General features: G+C 73.4%; 16 protein-coding genes and 1 riboswitch. Of the genes, 7 read left to right on the top strand and 9 right to left on the bottom strand.

Annotated features, from left to right (window positions below):
* Window positions 1-10 precede the first annotated feature (10 nt).
* Both ACZ4U4_RS15230 and ACZ4U4_RS15225 read left to right on the top strand, forming a co-directional pair.
* A complete protein-coding gene (locus ACZ4U4_RS15230; RefSeq protein ID WP_467873605.1) occupies window positions 11-952 on the top strand; it encodes a hypothetical protein in 942 nt (313 codons plus the stop codon).
* Window positions 949-2097: a cysteine desulfurase family protein gene (locus ACZ4U4_RS15225; protein ID WP_467873602.1), complete on the top strand. Its 1149-nt coding sequence runs from the start codon at window positions 949-951 to the stop codon at window positions 2095-2097. The genes ACZ4U4_RS15230 and ACZ4U4_RS15225 overlap by 4 nt, the downstream gene beginning before the upstream one ends.
* Before the next feature lie 53 nt (window positions 2098-2150).
* Here ACZ4U4_RS15225 and metE read toward each other — a convergent pair whose 3' ends face one another.
* Together metE and ACZ4U4_RS15215 are read right to left on the bottom strand one after the other, a co-directional pair.
* Entirely contained in the window at window positions 2151-4469 is a 2319-nt protein-coding gene (gene metE / locus ACZ4U4_RS15220) for a 5-methyltetrahydropteroyltriglutamate--homocysteine S-methyltransferase (protein ID WP_467873599.1), read from the bottom strand.
* 167 nt (window positions 4470-4636) lie between these two features.
* Window positions 4637-4851: riboswitch (cobalamin riboswitch) on the bottom strand.
* A 199-nt stretch (window positions 4852-5050) separates the two neighbouring features.
* Window positions 5051-5419 (bottom strand): VOC family protein, encoded by a 369-nt coding sequence (locus ACZ4U4_RS15215; RefSeq protein WP_467873596.1) that lies wholly within the window; start codon window positions 5417-5419, stop codon window positions 5051-5053.
* Between the two features lie 273 nt (window positions 5420-5692).
* Between ACZ4U4_RS15215 and ACZ4U4_RS15210 the strand changes: the two genes are divergently transcribed.
* Window positions 5693-6796: an LLM class flavin-dependent oxidoreductase gene (locus ACZ4U4_RS15210; protein ID WP_467873593.1), complete on the top strand. Its 1104-nt coding sequence runs from the start codon at window positions 5693-5695 to the stop codon at window positions 6794-6796.
* A gap of 58 nt (window positions 6797-6854) precedes the next feature.
* Here ACZ4U4_RS15210 and ACZ4U4_RS15205 read toward each other — a convergent pair whose 3' ends face one another.
* The 4 genes from ACZ4U4_RS15205 to ACZ4U4_RS15190 all read right to left on the bottom strand — a co-directional run bounded on the left by ACZ4U4_RS15205 (window position 6855) and on the right by ACZ4U4_RS15190 (window position 10953).
* Window positions 6855-7478 (bottom strand): FMN reductase, encoded by a 624-nt coding sequence (locus ACZ4U4_RS15205; protein WP_467873591.1) that lies wholly within the window; start codon window positions 7476-7478, stop codon window positions 6855-6857.
* A 191-nt stretch (window positions 7479-7669) separates the two neighbouring features.
* Window positions 7670-8413: an SAM-dependent methyltransferase gene (locus tag ACZ4U4_RS15200; protein WP_467873588.1), complete on the bottom strand. Its 744-nt coding sequence runs from the start codon at window positions 8411-8413 to the stop codon at window positions 7670-7672.
* Window positions 8414-8534: 121 nt separating this feature from the next.
* A complete protein-coding gene (locus ACZ4U4_RS15195; protein ID WP_467873585.1) occupies window positions 8535-8909 on the bottom strand; it encodes a hypothetical protein in 375 nt (124 codons plus the stop codon).
* A gap of 523 nt (window positions 8910-9432) precedes the next feature.
* Window positions 9433-10953, bottom strand: a complete 1521-nt coding sequence (locus tag ACZ4U4_RS15190; protein WP_467873583.1) for a protein kinase domain-containing protein — start codon at window positions 10951-10953, stop codon at window positions 9433-9435.
* 290 nt (window positions 10954-11243) lie between these two features.
* Between ACZ4U4_RS15190 and ACZ4U4_RS15185 the strand changes: the two genes are divergently transcribed.
* On the top strand, window positions 11244-12596 hold the full coding sequence (locus tag ACZ4U4_RS15185) for an MFS transporter (RefSeq protein WP_467873581.1): 1353 nt from the start codon (window positions 11244-11246) through the stop codon (window positions 12594-12596).
* On the opposite strand, the gene ACZ4U4_RS15180 is transcribed toward ACZ4U4_RS15185, so the two are convergent.
* Window positions 12553-13137 (bottom strand): helix-turn-helix domain-containing protein, encoded by a 585-nt coding sequence (locus ACZ4U4_RS15180; protein WP_467873852.1) that lies wholly within the window; start codon window positions 13135-13137, stop codon window positions 12553-12555. The two genes, ACZ4U4_RS15185 and ACZ4U4_RS15180, sit on opposite strands and share 44 nt — an antisense overlap.
* 153 nt (window positions 13138-13290) lie before the next feature.
* On the opposite strand from ACZ4U4_RS15180, the gene ACZ4U4_RS15175 reads away from it, so the two are divergent.
* Together ACZ4U4_RS15175 and ACZ4U4_RS15170 are read left to right on the top strand one after the other, a co-directional pair.
* Window positions 13291-14127 carry an EamA family transporter gene (locus tag ACZ4U4_RS15175; RefSeq protein WP_467873579.1) on the top strand — a complete coding sequence of 279 codons (837 nt, stop codon included), beginning with the start codon at window positions 13291-13293 and terminating at the stop codon, window positions 14125-14127.
* Window positions 14128-14198: 71 nt separating this feature from the next.
* Window positions 14199-14912, top strand: coding sequence for a B3/B4 domain-containing protein (locus ACZ4U4_RS15170; RefSeq protein WP_467873577.1), 714 nt, complete (start codon window positions 14199-14201; stop codon window positions 14910-14912).
* 4 nt (window positions 14913-14916) lie between these two features.
* Here the strand turns inward: ACZ4U4_RS15170 and ACZ4U4_RS15165 are convergent, their stop codons facing one another.
* Complete coding sequence (locus ACZ4U4_RS15165; protein WP_467873575.1) at window positions 14917-15882, bottom strand: AraC family transcriptional regulator; 966 nt, start codon at window positions 15880-15882, stop codon at window positions 14917-14919.
* Between the two features lie 81 nt (window positions 15883-15963).
* Here ACZ4U4_RS15165 and ACZ4U4_RS15160 point away from each other — a divergent pair, with 81 nt between their 5' ends.
* Window positions 15964-16407, top strand: a complete 444-nt coding sequence (locus tag ACZ4U4_RS15160) for a pyridoxamine 5'-phosphate oxidase family protein (protein ID WP_467873572.1) — start codon at window positions 15964-15966, stop codon at window positions 16405-16407.
* A 56-nt stretch (window positions 16408-16463) separates the two neighbouring features.
* Here the strand turns inward: ACZ4U4_RS15160 and ACZ4U4_RS15155 are convergent, their stop codons facing one another.
* Window positions 16464-17396 carry a phospholipase D-like domain-containing protein gene (locus ACZ4U4_RS15155; RefSeq protein WP_467873569.1) on the bottom strand — a complete coding sequence of 311 codons (933 nt, stop codon included), beginning with the start codon at window positions 17394-17396 and terminating at the stop codon, window positions 16464-16466.
* Window positions 17397-17663: the final 267 nt, after the last annotated feature.

Below are 17663 nucleotides of genomic sequence, written 5' to 3'. Positions count from 1 at the left end.
GAACGGCACGATGCAGACATCTTCGCCCTGCCCGTTACACGCCCTGACCGCCCCCGAACTGGCCGCGGCCGCCACGGACCGGCGCTGGCCGAAATGGCAGACCATGGCCCTGCTGCGGACGTTGCGGCTGCCCGTCCTCAACGCCTGCCTCCTCGAACCCGGCCGCAGCGCATCCGAGGTCGGCGCCGCCGCCCGGGTGCTGGCCGCCACGGTCGGCACGGAACACCTGATGATCCGCTCCGACGGGGGCGTCGAGAAGAAGCGGTACCACCGGGGTGGCAACACCTTCCCGGTCGAGGAGATCCCGCCCCGTGCCGCCGGGCTGCTGGCGGACGGCCGGGCGGTGATACTCGCCGAGCCGACCAACCGCTTCACCAACCGCCTGACCGTCCTCGTCCGGATGGACCGGCCCGGCCCGCGGCGCTCCGGCGCCCTCACCCTGGAAGCCCTGGGCCCCGGCTACGACGTCGCGGACCTGACCCGTGGCCAGCTCCCGCCCCAGGTCACCGCCCACCTCGACGGTGTCGACTGGGACCGCCACGAACCGCCCCGCTGGCACGAGTGGCGGATCACCGGCGACCGCTGCCCCGGCGGCGAGACGGCCCGCCGCCGACGCCGCCTCCAACGGCTGGCCACCCAGACCCTCGCCGACGGCGGACAGCTGGCCGGCCCGGCCGGACCCGCACACGCCGAGGCATGGCTGCGGGAGCACGGCTTCACGCACCTCTTCGGGCCCCAGCCGACCCGCGAGGCGCTGGCCCGATACGCGCGGCGGCTGTTCGAGGACTCCTTCCTCCTCGCCCTGGCCCAGCCGAACCGGAACTGGCACTGCCTGGCCACCGCGTTCTCCGTCTTCGACAGCGCCCGCACCGTCTACTGGGACCTGGTCGACGGCGCACGCAAGTACGCCGCGACGGCCTCCGGCGGCCTGGACGAGGAGCGGACCGCATGACCACCGAACCGATCTACCTCGACCACCAGTCCACCACCCCCCTGGACTCGCGCGTGGTGGAGGCGATGCTGCCGTTCCTCACCGGCGCGTACGGCAACCCCTCCAGCCCGCACGCCCTCGGACGCGACGCCGCGCGGGCCGTCCGCATCGCCCGGCGCCGCGTCGCCGACCTGATCGGGGCCGACCGCGAACGCGACATCGTCTTCACCTCCGGCGCCACCGAGGCCGATCACCTCGCGATCATCGGCACCGCCCTGGCCTCCCGCCCGTACGGCGGCCATGTCGTCACCACCGCGGTGGAACACCGAGCCGTCCTCGGTGCGTGCAACTGGCTGGTCGACCACCACGGCTACACGCTGACCCGCGTCGCCGTCGACCGCCATGGCCGCATCGACCCCGCGGACATCGCGGCGGCCCTCACACCGGACACCGTCCTGGTGTCGGTGATGCACGCCAACAACGAGATCGGCACACTCCAAGACCTCGCGGACATCGCCGGGATCACCGCGCCCCGGGGCATCGCCCTGCACACCGACGCGGCCCAGAGCGCCGGTTGGCAGCTGCTGGACGTCACCGGCCTCGGCGTCGATCTCGCCTCACTCTCCGCGCACAAACTCCACGGTCCCAAGGGGATCGGAGCGCTCTACGTCCGCGACGGTCTCCGCGTCACCGGCCTGCTGACCGGCGGCGGGCAGGAACACGGGCTGCGGGCGGGCACCCCGAACGTCCCCGCCCTCGTCGGTTTCGGCGCCGCGGCCCAGCTCGTCACCGCCGGCGCGCTGCCACCCCCGTCCCACGTCCGGGCGCTGCGCGACCGCCTTCAGCGCAACCTCCTGAAAGCGCTCCCCGGCGCCGCCGTCAACGGACACCCGCACCGAAGACTCCCCGGCAACCTCAGTCTCACCCTGCCGGGCATCGAGGCCGCCGAACTCCTCGACCGCGCGCCGGGCGTCGCCGCCGCCACCGGCTCCGCCTGCCACACCGGCAGCGGCGAACCCTCCCACGTCCTCACCGCGATCGGACTGACCCGTGAGCGGGCCCGCGCGACCCTGCGGCTCGGTGTCGGCCGCACCACGACCGGCCACGACATCGAGCGCGCCACCGACCTGCTGGTCCGGGCGGCCCGCACCCCGCCCCTCCCGTAACCCACCGGGGCCGGGACGCCCGCAGACATCCCGGCCCCGGTGGGCGACCCCGGTCAGGAGGTGGGCAGCTCACCGCGGACGGTGCGGGCCGCGGCGACCAGGTTTTCCAGGGAGGAGCGGGTCTCGGCCCAGCCGCGGGTCTTCAGGCCGCAGTCGGGGTTGACCCACAGGCGTTCCGCGGGGATGGCCTGGAGGCCGGTGCGGAGCAGGTCGGTGGCCTCCTCGGTGCTCGGGACGCGGGGGGAGTGGATGTCGTACACGCCGGGGCCCGCCTCGCGGGGGTAGCCGTGGGCGGCCAGTTCGCGGGCGACCTGCATGTGGGAGCGGGCCGCCTCCAGGCTGATGACGTCGGCGTCCAGATCATCGATGGCCTGCACGATGTCGCCGAACTCGGCGTAGCACATGTGCGTGTGGATCTGGGTGTCCGGCCGGACACCGCCGGTGGAGAGACGGAACGCCTCCGTGGCCCAGGCCAGGTACCCGGCGTGGTCGGCGGCGCGCAGCGGCAGGGTCTCGCGCAGCGCCGGTTCGTCGACCTGGATGACCGACGTACCGGCCGCCTCCAGGTCGCCGACCTCGTCGCGCAGCGCCAGCGCGACCTGGCGTGCGGTGTCGCCCAGCGGCTGGTCGTCGCGGACGAACGACCAGGCCAGCATGGTCACCGGACCGGTCAGCATCCCCTTGACGGGCCGCTCGGTGCAGGACTGCGCGTACGTCGTCCAGCGCACCGTCATCGGCTCGGGGCGGGAGATGTCGCCGGCCAGGATCGGCGGCCGGACGTAGCGGGTGCCGTACGACTGGACCCAGCCGTGCCGCGTGGCGAGGTAGCCGGTCAGCTGCTCGGCGAAGTACTGGACCATGTCGTTGCGCTCGGGCTCGCCGTGCACCAGGACGTCCAGCCCGGCCTTCTCCTGGAACGCCAGCACCGCACGGATCTCGTTGCGGATCCGCTCCTCGTACCCTTCGGTGTCGATCCGCCCGGCCCGCAGGTCGGCCCGCGCGGTGCGCAATTCGGTGGTCTGCGGGAACGAGCCGATGGTCGTCGTCGGCAGCAGCGGCAGCCCCAGGTGGGCCCGCTGGGCGGTGGTCCGCTCGGCGTACGGCTGGGAGCGGCGGGCGTCCGCGTCGGTGACGGCGGCGGCGCGGGCGCGGACCGCCGGGTCGCGGGTGAGCGGGGAGTTCGCCCGCGACGCCAGGTCGGCCTTGTTGGCGGTCAGCTCGGCGGCGATGGCCCCGGTCCCGCGGGCCAGGCCCGTGGCGAGGGTGACGATCTCGGCGGACTTCTGGCGGGCGAAGGCGAGCCAGCGCAGGATCTGCGGGTCGATGTCCCGCTCGGCGGCGGCGTCGAGGGGGACGTGCAGCAGCGAGCAGGAGGCCGCCACGTCGACCCGGTCGGCGAGCCCCAGCAGCGTGCCGAGGGTGGTCAGCGACGCGGTCAGGTCGTTGATCCAGATGTTGCGGCCGCTCACGACACCGGCCACCAGCCGCTTGCCGGGGAGCCCCCCGACCGCGGCGAGCGCGTCGAGGTTGGCGGCGGCGGACTCGGTGAAGTCCAGCGCAAGACCGTCCACCGGCGCCTTCGCCAGCACCGGCAGCGCGTCGCCGAGCCGGTCGAAGTAGGAGGCGACGAGGAGCTTCGGCCGGTCGGTGAGGGCGCCCAGCTCACGGTAGGCGCGGGCGGCGGCGGTCAGCTCGGCGGGCGTACGGTCCGCCACCAGCGCGGGCTCGTCCAGCTGCACCCACCCGGCACCGGCGGCGCGCAGATCGGCCAGGACCTCGGCGTAGACCGGCAGCAGCCGGTCCAGCAGCGTCAGCGGGTCGAAGTCCGCGGCCACCCCGGGGGCGGGCTTCGACAGCAGGAGATAGGTGACCGGGCCGACCAGCACCGGACGGGCCGTCAGCCCCAGCGCCAGGGCCTCCGTCAGCTCGCCCACCTGCTTGCCGGAGTCGGCCGTGAAGACCGTGTCCGGCCCCAGCTCGGGCACCAGGTAGTGGTAGTTGGTGTCGAACCACTTGGTCATCTCCAGCGGCGCGACGTCCTGCGTACCGCGCGCCATGGCGAAGTACCCGTCCAGGGCGTCGTCGGCGACGGCCTCGCGGTGCCGCTCGGGGATCGCGCCCACCATGACGGTGGTGTCCAGGACGTGGTCGTAGTACGAGAAGTCGCCGGTCGGGACCTCGCCGATCCCGGCGTCGGCCAGCTGCTGCCAGTTGGTGCGGCGCAGCTCGGCGGCGGTGGCGCGCAGCGCGTCGGCGGTGACGTGGCCCTTCCAGTACCCCTCGATCGCCTTCTTCAGTTCCCGGTGCTGTCCCTGACGGGGGTAGCCGTACACGGTGGCCCGTGCTGCCGCGGCTGCGGACTCGGTGGTCACGGAGATCTCCTTCGCGAGATGAATCCCTGAGATCCCGGCGACGGGACGGAGCGCGAAGGGGTGACGGACCGGACGGAAGTGACCCCGCGCGGCACGGCGCGGTCCTCCGCCTGGTATGTGTACGCCGACCCGCCCACGAGGTCACCGGGATGTCCGGGCACGCGGGGTGCGCACCCGGGCAGTTGGCAGGTCTTCGGACTCGCGGGCACATCCTCCGGAGGAGGACACCTACTGGCCGTCGCTTCCCGGGCCCTGTGGACCCAGTGCGTATGACGGCGGTCGTTCCCGCTCACCGCTGCGGGGCAGTCCCGGATTCCCACCGGGTTCCCTCTTACGACGACCCGCCTGGCGGACGGGGCGAACCAGCTGCACAGGTCACCCTACGGGCCGACCGGCGCCGTGGTGGAGGGGCGTCCGCCATCCGGATGGTGAGGTGGGACACGGCTCTTGCTTGCATGAAATGCGCGAGGGCGGGAAACGCCGCACGCGCCGAACGGCGGCAACTCACGCCCACTACTCCGCCGCCGCGCTGATCCTGCCGTACGGCCCGTTCCGCGCGGCCGCCGGCCCGCCTGTCCCGCTCAGTCCCGCCCGGTGTCGATGACGCAGAAAATGTTGCCGTCCGGATCGGCCAGGACGATGAAGTCGGCGTCGTCCGGTGCGAGGTCCCACGCCACCCGCCGGGCGCCCAGCGCCACCAGCCGTTCGACCTCGGCGGCCTGGTCGGCGGCGTCTGAGGCATAGAGGTCCAGATGGACCCGCGGACGCTCCTGGACCGGCGTCACGCTGTGGCCGAGCGCCACCTGCACACCGTGTCCGGCGGCCGGTACGAGGACCGCCCAGTCGTCCTCGATCTCCTCGCGCGGGACATAGCCCAGCGCCTCGCCCCAGAACGCCGCCGCCCGCCGCACGTCCGAGACCCCCAGCACCACGGAACCCACTGTCAGCATGGGCCGATTCTCCCGCACCGCACGGCGCGACGGGCGGAAACCGGGGGAGCGGACGGGAAAACGCCCGGCCCGCCCGCCGTCCGCTCCGGAGTGCCGCCGTACGGGTGGCATGGCACGCTGGCTGTGGCGTGGGCCCGGTGGCACGGAGGCCGGAATCGGCCGGGCCGGGGGCGGTGTCCGGCCGGCCCCGGAGACCGGTCGGCCGGCCGCCCCGCAGCACCGGGGCGGGCGCCCGGCCGCACCCCGAGTACGCAACCGAGCGAGGCGGTCACCATGGAGTTCGGCATCTTCACCGTCGGCGATGTGACGGCCGACCCGACCACCGGCCGTACGCCGAGCGAGCACGAGCGCATCAAGGCCACGCTCGCCATCGCGGCCAAGGCCGAAGAGGTCGGCCTGGACGTGTTCGCCACCGGCGAGCACCACAACCCGCCGTTCGTGCCGTCGTCGCCCACCACCCTCCTCGGGTATCTGGCGGCCCGCACCGAACGGATCGTCCTGTCCACCTCCACGACGCTGATCACCACCAACGACCCCGTGAAGATCGCCGAGGACTTCGCCTACCTCCAGCACCTCGCCGACGGCCGCGTCGACCTGATGCTGGGCCGCGGCAACACCGGACCCGTCTACCCGTGGTTCGGCCAGGACATCCGCCAGGGCATCCCGCTGGCCATCGAGAACTACGCGCTGCTGCACCGGCTCTGGCGGGAGGACATCGTCGACTGGGAGGGCAAGTTCCGCGGCCCGCTCCAGGGTTTCACCGCCACGCCCCGGCCGCTGGACGGCGTGCCCCCGTTCGTCTGGCACGGCTCGATCCGCTCCCCGGAGATCGCGGAACAGGCCGCGTACTACGGCGACGGCTTCTTCCACAACAACATCTTCTGGCCCATGTCCCACACCCGGCGGATGATCCGCCTCTACCGGCAGCGCTTCACCCACCACGGCCACGGCGCCCCCGACCAGGCCATCGTCGGCCTCGGCGGCCAGGTGTTCATGCGCGCCAACTCCCAGGACGCGGTCCGCGAGTTCCGCCCGTACTTCGACAACGCACCCGTCTACGGGCACGGCCCTTCCCTGGAGGAGTTCACAGAGCAGACGCCGCTGACCGTCGGCTCACCGCAGCAGGTCATCGAACGGACCCTCGGCTTCCGTGACGCCGTCGGCGACTACCAGCGCCAGCTGTTCCTGATGGACCACGCCGGACTGCCGCTGAAGACCGTCCTGGAACAGCTCGATCTCCTAGGCGGCGAGGTCGTACCCGTCCTCCGCAAGGAATTCGCGGCCCTCCGCCCGGCCGGGGTGCCCGACTCCGCACCGCGCCACCCGGCCGTCGCCGCCCGGGAGACGGCGCCCGGCGTCGACCCGGAGGCCACGTAACGCGGCCACCGCGCACGTACGGACCGGCCGCCCGCACACCGCGGGCGGCCGGTCCGCGTCAGGAGGCCGCCCCGCCGCCCAGCAACTCCTCCATCGGGACGACGTCCTCGAACGCGTCCCGCCGCACCCGCACCCCGCAGCCCTGGACCAGCCGGGCGTAGTCCGCCGCCGCGGCCTCGACCCGCTTTTGCAGCGCCGCGCCCTGCTGGGCGGTGTCCGAGCCGAAATCGCTGGTCGCGGCGTAGACACCGCGGGGTGAGACGACGGCGTGCAGATAGGAGAACATCGGCCGCATCGCGTGCTCCAGCACCAGCGAATGCCGCTCCGTACCGCCGGTGGCGGCCATCAGCACCGGCATGTCGTCGAGCGTCCCCTCCGGCAGCACGTCGAAGAAGGACTTGAAGAGTCCGCTGAACGAGGCGTTGAAGGCGGGCGTCACCGCGATCACGCCGTCGGCCCGCGCCACCGTCTCGAACGCCTCCTCCAGCGGGCCGGCGGGGAACCCGGACAGCATCGCGTCCGTGATCGCCCGGCCCAGCGGCCGCAGCTCCACGAACGACGAGTCGACGTCCTGCCCCCGGGCCTCCAGCTCCGCGCGTACCGCGGCCTCCAGCCGGTCGGCGAGCAGTCGGGTCGAGGACGGCTCCCGCAGGCCCCCGCTGATGATCGCCAGATTCGTCATCGCGTCACGATCCTCCGTCTCGGGCGGCGTCGCACCGTGCCCGCGACGCGCACGCGGACCGCGCACGGACGGTCCCCGCGCCGCCCGGCGCCGTTTCCCTTCAGGCTACGGTTCGCCGCCGCACCCGGCAGGTCCACGGCCACCGGCCCGGCGGCGCGTCCGCACACCGCCGGGCCGGGCCTTCGACGGCCTCAGCGGCCGTCCGGGCTCCGCCGCAGGACCAACGTGAGGAAACCCCAGGTGTCCCGGTAGACGCGCAGCCACTCGGCGCGGCGCAGGTGCGCGGTGGCGAGCGCCTCCGCGCTGTCGGGGTCGTCGGGGTGGTCCAGCGCCCAGGCGGCGAGCGTGCCCCAGCAGGCCCACTCGTAGGCGTCCAGCTCCTGGCGGGTGCTGATGTGCCCGTCCACGGGCGTCCAGCCGTCGGCGACGACGCGGTCCAGGGTGGTCGCGAGGTCGGCGAAGTCCCCGAGCATCTCGACCGCCTCCGGGGACGGTGTGCGCTCCCAGAAGCCGTCGCCGATCACCACGCGGCCGCCGGGGGCGAGGTGCTTGCGCGCCGCGGCCAGCGTGGGCAGCAGCCCGCCGAAGGCGTGCGCCGCGCCGACGCTCAGCACCAGGTCGAACGGCTCGGCGGAGACGAACTCCGCGGCCGGCCGCCGGTGCAGCGCGAGCCGGTCCGCGACGCCCCGCGCCCGTGCGCCCGCCCTGGCCTGCGTCAGCGCGTCCTCGGAGATGTCCACCCCGGTGGCCGACACCTCGGGCCGCGCCTCCAGGGCCCGCAGCAGCCATTCGCCGCCCCCGCACCCGAGGTCGAGCACCCGCTCGTCGCCCCGCGGCAGGCCCCGGGTCAGTAGCCGGTGGACGGAGGCGTCGTCGAGCGGCGCCTTGATCGGGTGCTCGGTATGGGCGATCCGGGAGACCTGTTCTCGGTTCATCGGGGCAGCTTGGCAAGCGCGGGGGAGCGGCGCACGTCATTTTCGGTGGCGGACGCGGCGACGCCCGGGCCGGGCCCCCGAAGGAGCCCGGCCCGGGCGCACCCCTGCCGGTGCCCGGCCGCTACGGCCTGACGAGGAGGATCGAGTTGATCGGCGTCAGGTCCTTGTCGATGTAGTAGCCGGCGCCGAGGTAGCCCTGGCAGTCGCCGGTGCCGTTGTAGCCGGTGCAGGTGCGGGCCGTGGCGCCGCCCGTCTGGTTGTTGAAGACGTAGTGCTGGCCGACCTGGTTGCTGAGGTTGTGGGCGCCGTAGCTGTAGAACACCAGCGACGGGCGGTCGTTGTTCCACCCGGCGTTCTGCGGGTAGACGCAGACGGCTCCGGACGGGCAGCCGCGCACCGTGCTCGCGATCTGGGCGGCGTTGGCGGTGGTCGCTCCCGCCGTCGCGAGGGCGCCGGCCGCGAGCGTCAGCGCGACGGCCTTGGTGATCTTTCGCATGAATCCCCCTTGAGATCTGGTGGCGCGCCGCTCCACGGACCCCGTCGGCCTGCGGCGCGGCGGGCGTCTCGGCGACGCACCGGAAATGTCGCACGAACAGCCAAGTCCCCACCATCTCTTTGGATGTAGTGAGAAACCACGGGTATGTCCTGATGGAGTGTGCTAAAAGCCGCGTGCGCGCCGCCGCCCTCCGAAGTGTGATGAAGCCGCAGGACAACGGCCCGGTGCGGCGCCGGGGCGCAGGCGCGGAGGCCCGCCTTCCCGCCCCCGTCGCGGGGCGGCGGCGATGCCGGGTACGGCGCGGAAATCCGTACGCTGCGGGCCCCCGGAAGACGCTCCGGCGTAGCGGGTGTGCCCGCCGGACCGCGGGGGAGCGACCCGGCCCTCCGCCCTCCGGGCCGGGCGCCCTCCGCCCTTTTCGGTATGGAGGCATCCGGCAGCGGTACGAGAGGCGTACGACGGCGGCCCGGTCGCGCAGGCCCGTGCCCGCGGCGGGACCGGAACAGCGGCGGGACGAGGGGCGTCACGGCAGAGTGAACTTCTGGGCGGCGGTGCCGCTGCAGTCGTGGATGCGGAGCGGGACGCCGCTGCGGAGCGGCCCGGCGGGCTCCAGACAGCGGCCCGAGCGCGGGTGGAGCAGGGAACCGTCGTCCCGCTGCTCCCACCGCTGCCCGTCGTCGCCGGTGCACTCCTGCAGCTCGACGGCGGTGTCCTGGGCGCCGCCGTCACCCACCGGGCCCAGACAGCGGTGCAGCGCCTCCAGCGACCCGCCGGAGCGGTGCACCCAGCGCTGACCTGCGGCCGAGGCGCCGCACTGCCACAGGCCCACGGCCGTGGGACTGCCGCCGCCGTCCCCGCCGTGGGCGTCGAGACAGGTGTCGTCCGGCCCGGCGACCGGCCCCGGCGCACCGGCCGAGGTGGGCGCGGAGGTGGAGACGGCGGGCGGCGGTTCGGGCGCGGAGCCGTCCTCGTCTCCTCCGGGGTGGGTGAGCAGGAACGCGCCGACGGTCAGGACGACGGTGAGCGAGGAGACCCCGGCGAGGACGACGGGCAGCCGGTTCGCGCGCCGCCCGGCCGCGCCGTCGGGGGAGTGCGGCGCCTCCGGCGGGAGGAGACCGGCCGCGGGCGCCGGTGCCGCGGCGACGACCGTGCCGCCGGGCCGGGGGTGTGCGTCGCGCACCGTCCGCGCCGTACCGGTCACCGCACCCGTCCCGCGCCCGGCCGGGCGCCTGCCGCTGAGTACCGCCATGGCCACCTCGACGCCGGGGCGTTCGGACGGGTCCTTCGCCGTCAGGGCGGTGATCAGCTCCCGCAGTCCGCCGGTGGCGCGGGTCATCTCGGGGAGCGGGGCGAGCAGCACGGCGGCGAGGGTGTCGCTCCGGGAGTCGCGGCGGAACGGCGCCGCGCCCTCCACCGCGTGGAACAGCGTCACCCCCAGGGAGAAGAGGTCCGACGCCACGCCGCCCGCCCGGCCGTCGGCCCGCTCCGGCGAGGTGTACTCGAACGATCCGACGAAGGCGCCGGGCGCCGTGATCGTCTCGTCCCCGAGCACCCGCGCGATCCCGAAGTCCGCGAGCAGCACCCGCCCGTCGTCGGCCAGCAGTACATTGCCCGGCTTGATGTCACGGTGCACGACGGCCGCGTCGTCCGCCGCGCGCAGGGCCGACAGCAGCGCCGCGGCGATATGCGTCACATGGCCGGGATCCAGCGGCCCGTGCGCCAACTCCGCCCGCAGGGAACGGCCCTGGACCAGCTGCATCACCGTCCACGGCACGCCGTCCTCGATCACCACGTCGTAGACGGTGACGACGTTGGGGTGGTCGGCGAGGGCGGCGGCGTTGCGGCCCTCACGCTGTGCGCGGGCCAGCACCTCCGCACGCTCCTCGGCGGAGGAGTCCGGCAGCCGGACCTCCTTGACGGCCACCGGACGGCCCAGCAGTTCGTCCCGGCCCTCCCAGACCCGCCCCATGCCGCCGGACCCGACCTCGGCCACCAGGCGGTACCGCCCCCCGACCAGCCGCCCCGGTGTGCCCTCCTGCGTCACAGCCCTCGCCCCTCGTAGCCGACACCGCGCCTGTCGCCGCCGTCAGAAGTTGTCGTAAGAACGGCGACGATACCGACCGCGCGGGATGCCGGGGGTGGCGGCGACGCGTTCCCCCGCCCGCACTCCATGAGCGCGGCGCCTGACGGGCGGACAGGGAAGCGGCCGGGGAGCAGGGCGCGTCGTCAGGAATCAACTGCCGCGCCGGAGCGCTCTCATGGGACGGCGCCTGCCGCATCGACGTCACACGGTGTGCGACATGCGCTGCCACAAGTCTGAGTCATGGGGGGGCGGTGGCGAAGCGTACGATCCCGGTGGTCCGCGTCGGTCCCGTGGTGGCGACCCTGGCGACCGGTACGGTCCTCAACCCGCTGGACGCCACGATGGCCGCGGTGGCGCTGCATCCCCTCCAGGTCCATTTCGGGGTTTCTGTCGCAGCGGTATCCCTGCTGGTCAGCGGCTTCTTCGTGGCGGGCGCGGTCGGGCAGGCGCTGATGGGCGGGCTCGCCGACCGGTTCGGGCCGCGCCGGGTGTTCCGCGTGGGTCTGCTCGTCGTGGCGGTCAGCTGTGCGTGCGCCCCGTTCGCGCCGACGCTCGGGTGGCTGGTGGGGCTGCGTGTTGTCCAGGCCCTGGGCACCTCGGTGGCGTTCCCCACCGGAATGGCGATCATCCGGCGGCATCTGAACCGGTCGTCCGCGAAGGCGATGGGGGCCCTGACAACCGTCAACACGCTCTCCGCCGCGGTCGGGCCGCTCGCCGGGGGGCTGCTGGTGTCGTGGGCGGGATGGCAGGCGACGTTCGTGGCCAATGTGCCGGTGGCGCTGGCCGCCGTGCTGCTGGCCGGCCGGCTGCTGCCCGCCGACCCGCCCCGCGCCGCCGACCCGTCCCGTGCGGACCTGCCGGGTGCCGGGCTGTACACCGCAGCGCTGGTGGCGTTGCTGATGTTCCTGCTGGATCCGGGTGCCCCGGTGTCGTGGGTGGCGCTCGCGGCGTCGGTGCCCCTCACCGTGGCGTTCCTGCTGTGGGAGCGGCGGGCCCCGGAGCCGTTCCTCGACGTGATGCTGATCGCTCGCCGGCCGGTGCTGCTCGGGGTGTTCGCGCAGTACGGACTGGTCAACATCGCCTACTACGGAATGCTGTACGTGGTGCCGACGTGGTTGCAGGCCGACCGTGGCACCGATCCCACCACGGCGGGGCTGGTGCTGGTGCCGGTGGCGGTGTGCAGTGCGGCGGTGACCCCGCTTGCGGCACGGTGGATTCAGCGTCAGGGAGCCCGCTCGGTGCTGCTGGCGGCCTCGGCCGTACTCGTCGCCGGTGGCGGTCTCCTGCTGACCGTGGACGACACGACGCCGTTGGTGCTGATCACCGTGGTGTGCGTGCTGGTCGGAATGGTCAACAATCCCAACACCCTGGGCCTGCAGGCAGTGTTGTACGCACACACGCCGACGGAACGGACCGGTGCGGTCAGCGGGTTCTTCCAGGGCTTCCGCTACATCGGCTCCATCCTGTCGACCGCGCTGCTGGCCCCGGCGGTCGGGCACCGGGACCACGCCGCCGGTATGCACCTGTTGGCCGGTGCGGTGCTGGGCGTGGGCGCGCTCGTCACCGCGGTGAACCTGGGCCGGGCGGCAGGTGAACGGTCATGATCAGGTGGCAGGTCCCGGTGCCGGAACCGCGGTAGGCGTGCGGGGTGTCGGCGTCGAAGGTGGCGGTCTGGCCTGCGGCGACGGGGTGTTCGGTGCCGTCGACGACCAGGACCATCCGGCCCGCGACGACGGTGACCGTCTCGACGACCTGGGCCGGATGCGGATGGCTCGGGTACTCCTCATCCGGCTCCAGCTGCCAGCGCCAGATCTCGACCGGCGCCGGGCCGGAGGTCGTCAGCAGCAGCCGTGACTCGCCGCCGTGCGGGCCGGTCCACAGTGGCGCCACGGCGTCGGCGGACACCACCCGGACCCGGCCCTCGGGCTCCCCCTCCAGCAGGGCGGAGACCGGGACGCCGAGCGTGTCGGCCAGCCGGATCAGGGTGGCGAAGTTCGGATTGCCCTGGGCCTTCTCCAGCCCCACCAGGGCACCCTTGCTCACCTGCGCCCGCCGCCCCAGCTCGTCCAGGGACAGACCGGCGCGGGTGCGTGCCGCCCGGACGTTGTGCGCCAGCATCCGCAGGGCGGCCGCCGTCCCGTCCATCCGCTCACCCTTCTCCTGGCGGCCGCCGGTCACGGCGCCCGCCGCCTGTCACGAACGGAACGCCGCAGCGCAGCGCGTGGTCGGTCGGTTGACACACTGCGGTCGTTTGACTGTACGGTGCGGTCGTTCCGCTGCAATAGTAAGGGAAGTGCCGTGATCGCTCTGCTGCTGGCCCTGGGCAGCTCCCTCGCCTACGGATGCGCCGACTTTCTCGGTGGTCTCGGCGCCCGGAAGGCCCATGTGCTGCGCACCGTGATGATCGCGGCGCCGGCCAGCCTCACCGTCGAGCTGCTGCTGTGGCCGCTCCTCGGCGCTTCGTTCAGCCCCGGCGCCCTCGTCTGGGGCGCCGCCTCCGGGCTCGCCTCGGCCGTGGTGTTCGCGCTGCTCTACCGGACCCTGGCGATGGGCCCGATGAACGTGCTGTCGCCGGTGACCGCCCTGGTCTCCGCCGCGCTGCCGGTCGCGGTGGGCCTGCTCCAGGGCGAACACCTGGGCGCCGCGGCGCTGGTGGGGCTGCCGCTCGCGCTGCTCGCGGTGGTGCTGGTCAGCGCCGGGCACGGCGCCGGCCGGGCCCGCCCCTCCCGGACCGCGCTGCTGCTCGCCCTCGGCGCGGGCGGCGCCATCGCCCTCCAACTGGTCTTCCTCCACCAGGCGCCCTCCGACAGCGGCGTCGCCCCGCTGATCATCGGCCGCGCGGTCTCCTCCGCCGTCACCCTGACCGCGGCGGGGCTGCTGCGCCACCGGATCGGTACGGAACGCCCCGCCTACGCGATGTCGGCGGCCGCGGGCGCACTCGACTCCGTGGCGAACCTGCTCTTCCTCCTCGCCGCCCGCAGCGGCGACCTCGCCGTCGTCGCCGTGCTCACCGCCCTCTACCCGGCCGGCACGGTCCTGCTGGCCCGCGGCGTGCTCGCCGAACGCATCCACCGCGGCCAACTCGTCGGCCTGGGCACCGCCGCCGTCGCCGTCGGACTCCTCGCCCTGCCCTGACCCGCAACCGGCCGCCGCCCCACCCGCTTCCGCCCCTCCGGCACGTACCGCCGCCTCTGGAAGGACCGCCCATGACCGTCATCCGCCTCGCCCCCGCCGTCGGCGACGCCTTCCCCGACACCTACATCGCCCTGGTCACCGCCGCCGGGCTGCGCGGCCGGACGCCCTGGCCCGGCACCACCGCGGCGCTTGCGGAACTGGAGCGGCGCTGCGCCGAGGGCAGTTGGCTCCCCGCCGACGAGAGCGACCCCCGGATCGAGGCGTGGCACACCGCCTACCGCTCCTTCGGCACCAACCCGCGCCGTATCCGCCCCAGCGTCGACGCGCTCGGCCGGCGCCTCGCCAAGAAGGGCGCGCTGCCGCGCATCAACCCGGCGGTCGACACGTACAACGCCGTCTCCGTCCGGCACGGCCTGCCCGCGGGCGCCTTCGACCTGGCGCGGGTCGAGGGCGACATCGACATCCGGTACGCCGACGGCACCGAGCGCTTCACCCCGCTCGGCGCCCCCGGCACGGTCGAGAACCCGGGCGCCGGCGAGATCGTCTACACCGACGCCACCGGTGTGCTGACCCGCCACTGGAACCACCGCGACGCCCACCGCACCCGCGTCACCGAGGACTCCACGGACGTCGTCTTCGCCCTCGAAACCGTCCGCGGCGACCGCGACGGCCACCTCGTCGAAACCGCCGCCGGGGAACTGGCGGAGCTGCTCGCCCCGCACGCCGACCGGACCGCCGTACACCACCTCGCCCCGTCCCGGCCGCAGGCCACCGTCGGGCGCTGACCGGTCACCGGCGGACGGCGGGCTCGGCCGCCGGGGCGCCGGTGGCGGCCCGCCGGAACGCGCTCGGGCTGGTGCCCCGGACGCGTTTGAACGCCGCGCTGAACCCGAACGGATCGGCGTACCCCACACTCCGGGCGATGTCCGCGAGGGTCGCCGACTCCCGCTCGACCAGCAGGTCCGCCGCGAGCGCCATCCGCCAGTGGGTGAGATAGGTCAGCGGCGGTTCACCGACCAGCTCGGTGAACCGCTTGGCCAGCGTGGCGCGCGAGACCCCCGCCCGTCCCGCCAGCGTCCCGACCGTCCACGGCGCGGCCGGTTCGGTGTGCAGCAGACGCAGCGCCGCGCCCACCACCGGGTCCCGCTGCGCCGACCACCAGGCCGGGGGCTCGCCGCCGGGCCGGTCGAACCAGGCCCGCAGCGTGCAGACCAGCATCCAGTCCAACAGCCGGTCCAACACCACCTGCTGGCCCGGCGCATCGACGCGGAGTTCGGCGGCGATGTGGTCCAGCAGCCCGGAGTCACCCTCCTCGGCCGGCACCCGCAGCACGGTGGGCAGCGCCTCCAGCAGCCGCCGGCCGGTCTCGCCGCGCAGCGGATGGGCGCCGACGAGCAGCGTCGTCCCGCCGTCACCGGCGGCCGTACCGGGGTCGTGCCAGCCGCGCCGGTGCCGGGTACCGCCCCGCTCGGGCGCCGCGCACCGCTCACCGACCACGACCGGCTCGGCCCGGGTGCCGACCTCGTCGACGAAGGTGAACGTCCCCGGCCCGCGCACCACCACCGTCTCCCGGGCGCGCAGCGGCGCGGGCGGTCCCTCCTCCGGCACGATCCACCCCGCCCCGTCGAGCAGGGTGCACACGGTCAGCGGCGCACCGTCCGCGAAGTGCAGCGCCCAGGGCGGGGACAGCGTCGCACTGCCGAACAGCGAGCCGTGGGCCCGAACGCCGCGGATCAGATCATCGAACACATCCACGCCGCCGAGGCTAGACGCATACGCAGGCGTCCCGGTCTCTGACCTATGGGATCGCCCCCGCCGGGCCGCTTCAATCGACGTATGAGCAACGCCAGTTCACCGACTACTTCCCTGACCGACGAAGACCGCGAACTTCTCCGCCGCCCGCTGCACGGCATCCTCTCCGTGGCCGCGGGCCCGCTTCCGCCGCAGCCCCGGCCGGTGTGGTTCGAGGCCACCGCCGAGGGCACGCTCCAGCTCTTCACCGGGGCGGAAACCCTCAAGGTGCGCCGGCTGCGCCGCGATCCCCGCGCCTCGCTCCTCGTCGCCGCCCCGGCGGGGGAGCGCGAGCGCTGGGTGGCGGTCACCGGCCGCACCACGATCGAGACCGACGGCGCCCAGGACCTCGCCGCCCGTCTGGCCGCCCGCTACTGGGGCCTCGAGGCCCCGGACCGGGCCGCCGAGGCCGCCGCCGAGCAGACGGCGGAGCCGGACCTGGTACGCGTCGTGCTCCACCCGGAACACGTCCGCCGCTACCGGATGTGACCCCGCGTCCGGCCTGCCCGCCACGGGGGAGCGGGCGGGCCGGTACGCGGCCGGGGTCAGGCTTTCCCGGAACCCTTGTGGAAGTCGGCGGTGAACGCCTTCTCGATGCCGCCGACGATCGCGGAATCGCTGACGATGATGCCGAGTTCACGGTTGTGGTTGAGGGAATTGGAGGAGAAGTTCTCCGATCCGGCGAATACCTTCGCGCCGGAGGTGCCGTTGTCGACGACGATCGCCTTGGCGTGAATGTAGTAGCCGGTGGAGCTGGTGTACGTGACGACCTTGCCGCCCGCCGCGGTGACCTTCTTCAGCTGCTTGCTGTACTTCGACGACTGGTTCTCCGCGACGACCCGTACGGTGACACCCCGCTTCGCGTCCGCGACGAGCGCGTTGACCAGAGTGGTGTCGCCGAATTCCTCCTCCTGGACGTCCAGGCTGTGTTTGGCGCTCTTGATCAGCGTCAGCAGACGGCTCTGCGAGTCGGTCGGCGACCAGACCAGATCGGTGCCGTCGGAGGGGGTGACCGACTTCTTCGCGAAGTCGGCGGCGAAGACCTTCTCGATGGCCTTCACATCGGCCGCGTCACGGTCGAAGACGCCGTAGTCGCGGGAGGTCGGATAGTACGTGGTGTCGAAGTTGCCGGTGCTGATGTACGAGGTGGTGCCGTCGACGGTGATCGTCTTCTGGTGGGTGTAGACGTACTTCGAGGACGAGTACGTCACCCCGGCACCGGCGGCGGACAGCTTCTTGTAGGCGGCGCCGTCGATGGCCGAGTGCTGCGAGTCGAAGACCACCCGCACCGTCACACCCGCCTTCTCCTTCTGCACCAGGTCGTTGACGAGCGTGGTGTCACGCAGCTCGTAGATCGTCACGTCGACCGATTTCCGGGCCGAGTTGACGAAGTTGTAGATCGCGGATTCCTTCTGGTCCGGCAGGATCACCAGGGAATGCACCCCGGCGGCGTGGGCGGCGGGAACGAGGGAACTCACCGCGGTCAATGCGCCTGCGGCGAGAGTGGTTGTGAGACTGCGGAGGGGAATCACCGGAACTCCTCACGTGGCCGAACGGCACGCCATGCGCGTAGCGGGTCCAGTAAGGCACGGCGCCCGGGTGCGCTGAAGCCCGGTTCGGTGAACAACGAGGCAGGATTGGGCAAAAGCAGCACAAGAACTCACCCGGGGTCAATTGTCCCTAAAATTTGCCGCATTGAGGATCAGGTTCCGCGGTGAGGCGGCGTAATTCCGTTCGAATGGTGC

Source organism: Streptomyces sp. NPDC029159, from assembly GCF_055564055.1.
The sequence above is the reverse complement of the archived record's forward strand: the minus strand, read 5'-3'. Positions and strand labels throughout refer to the sequence as shown.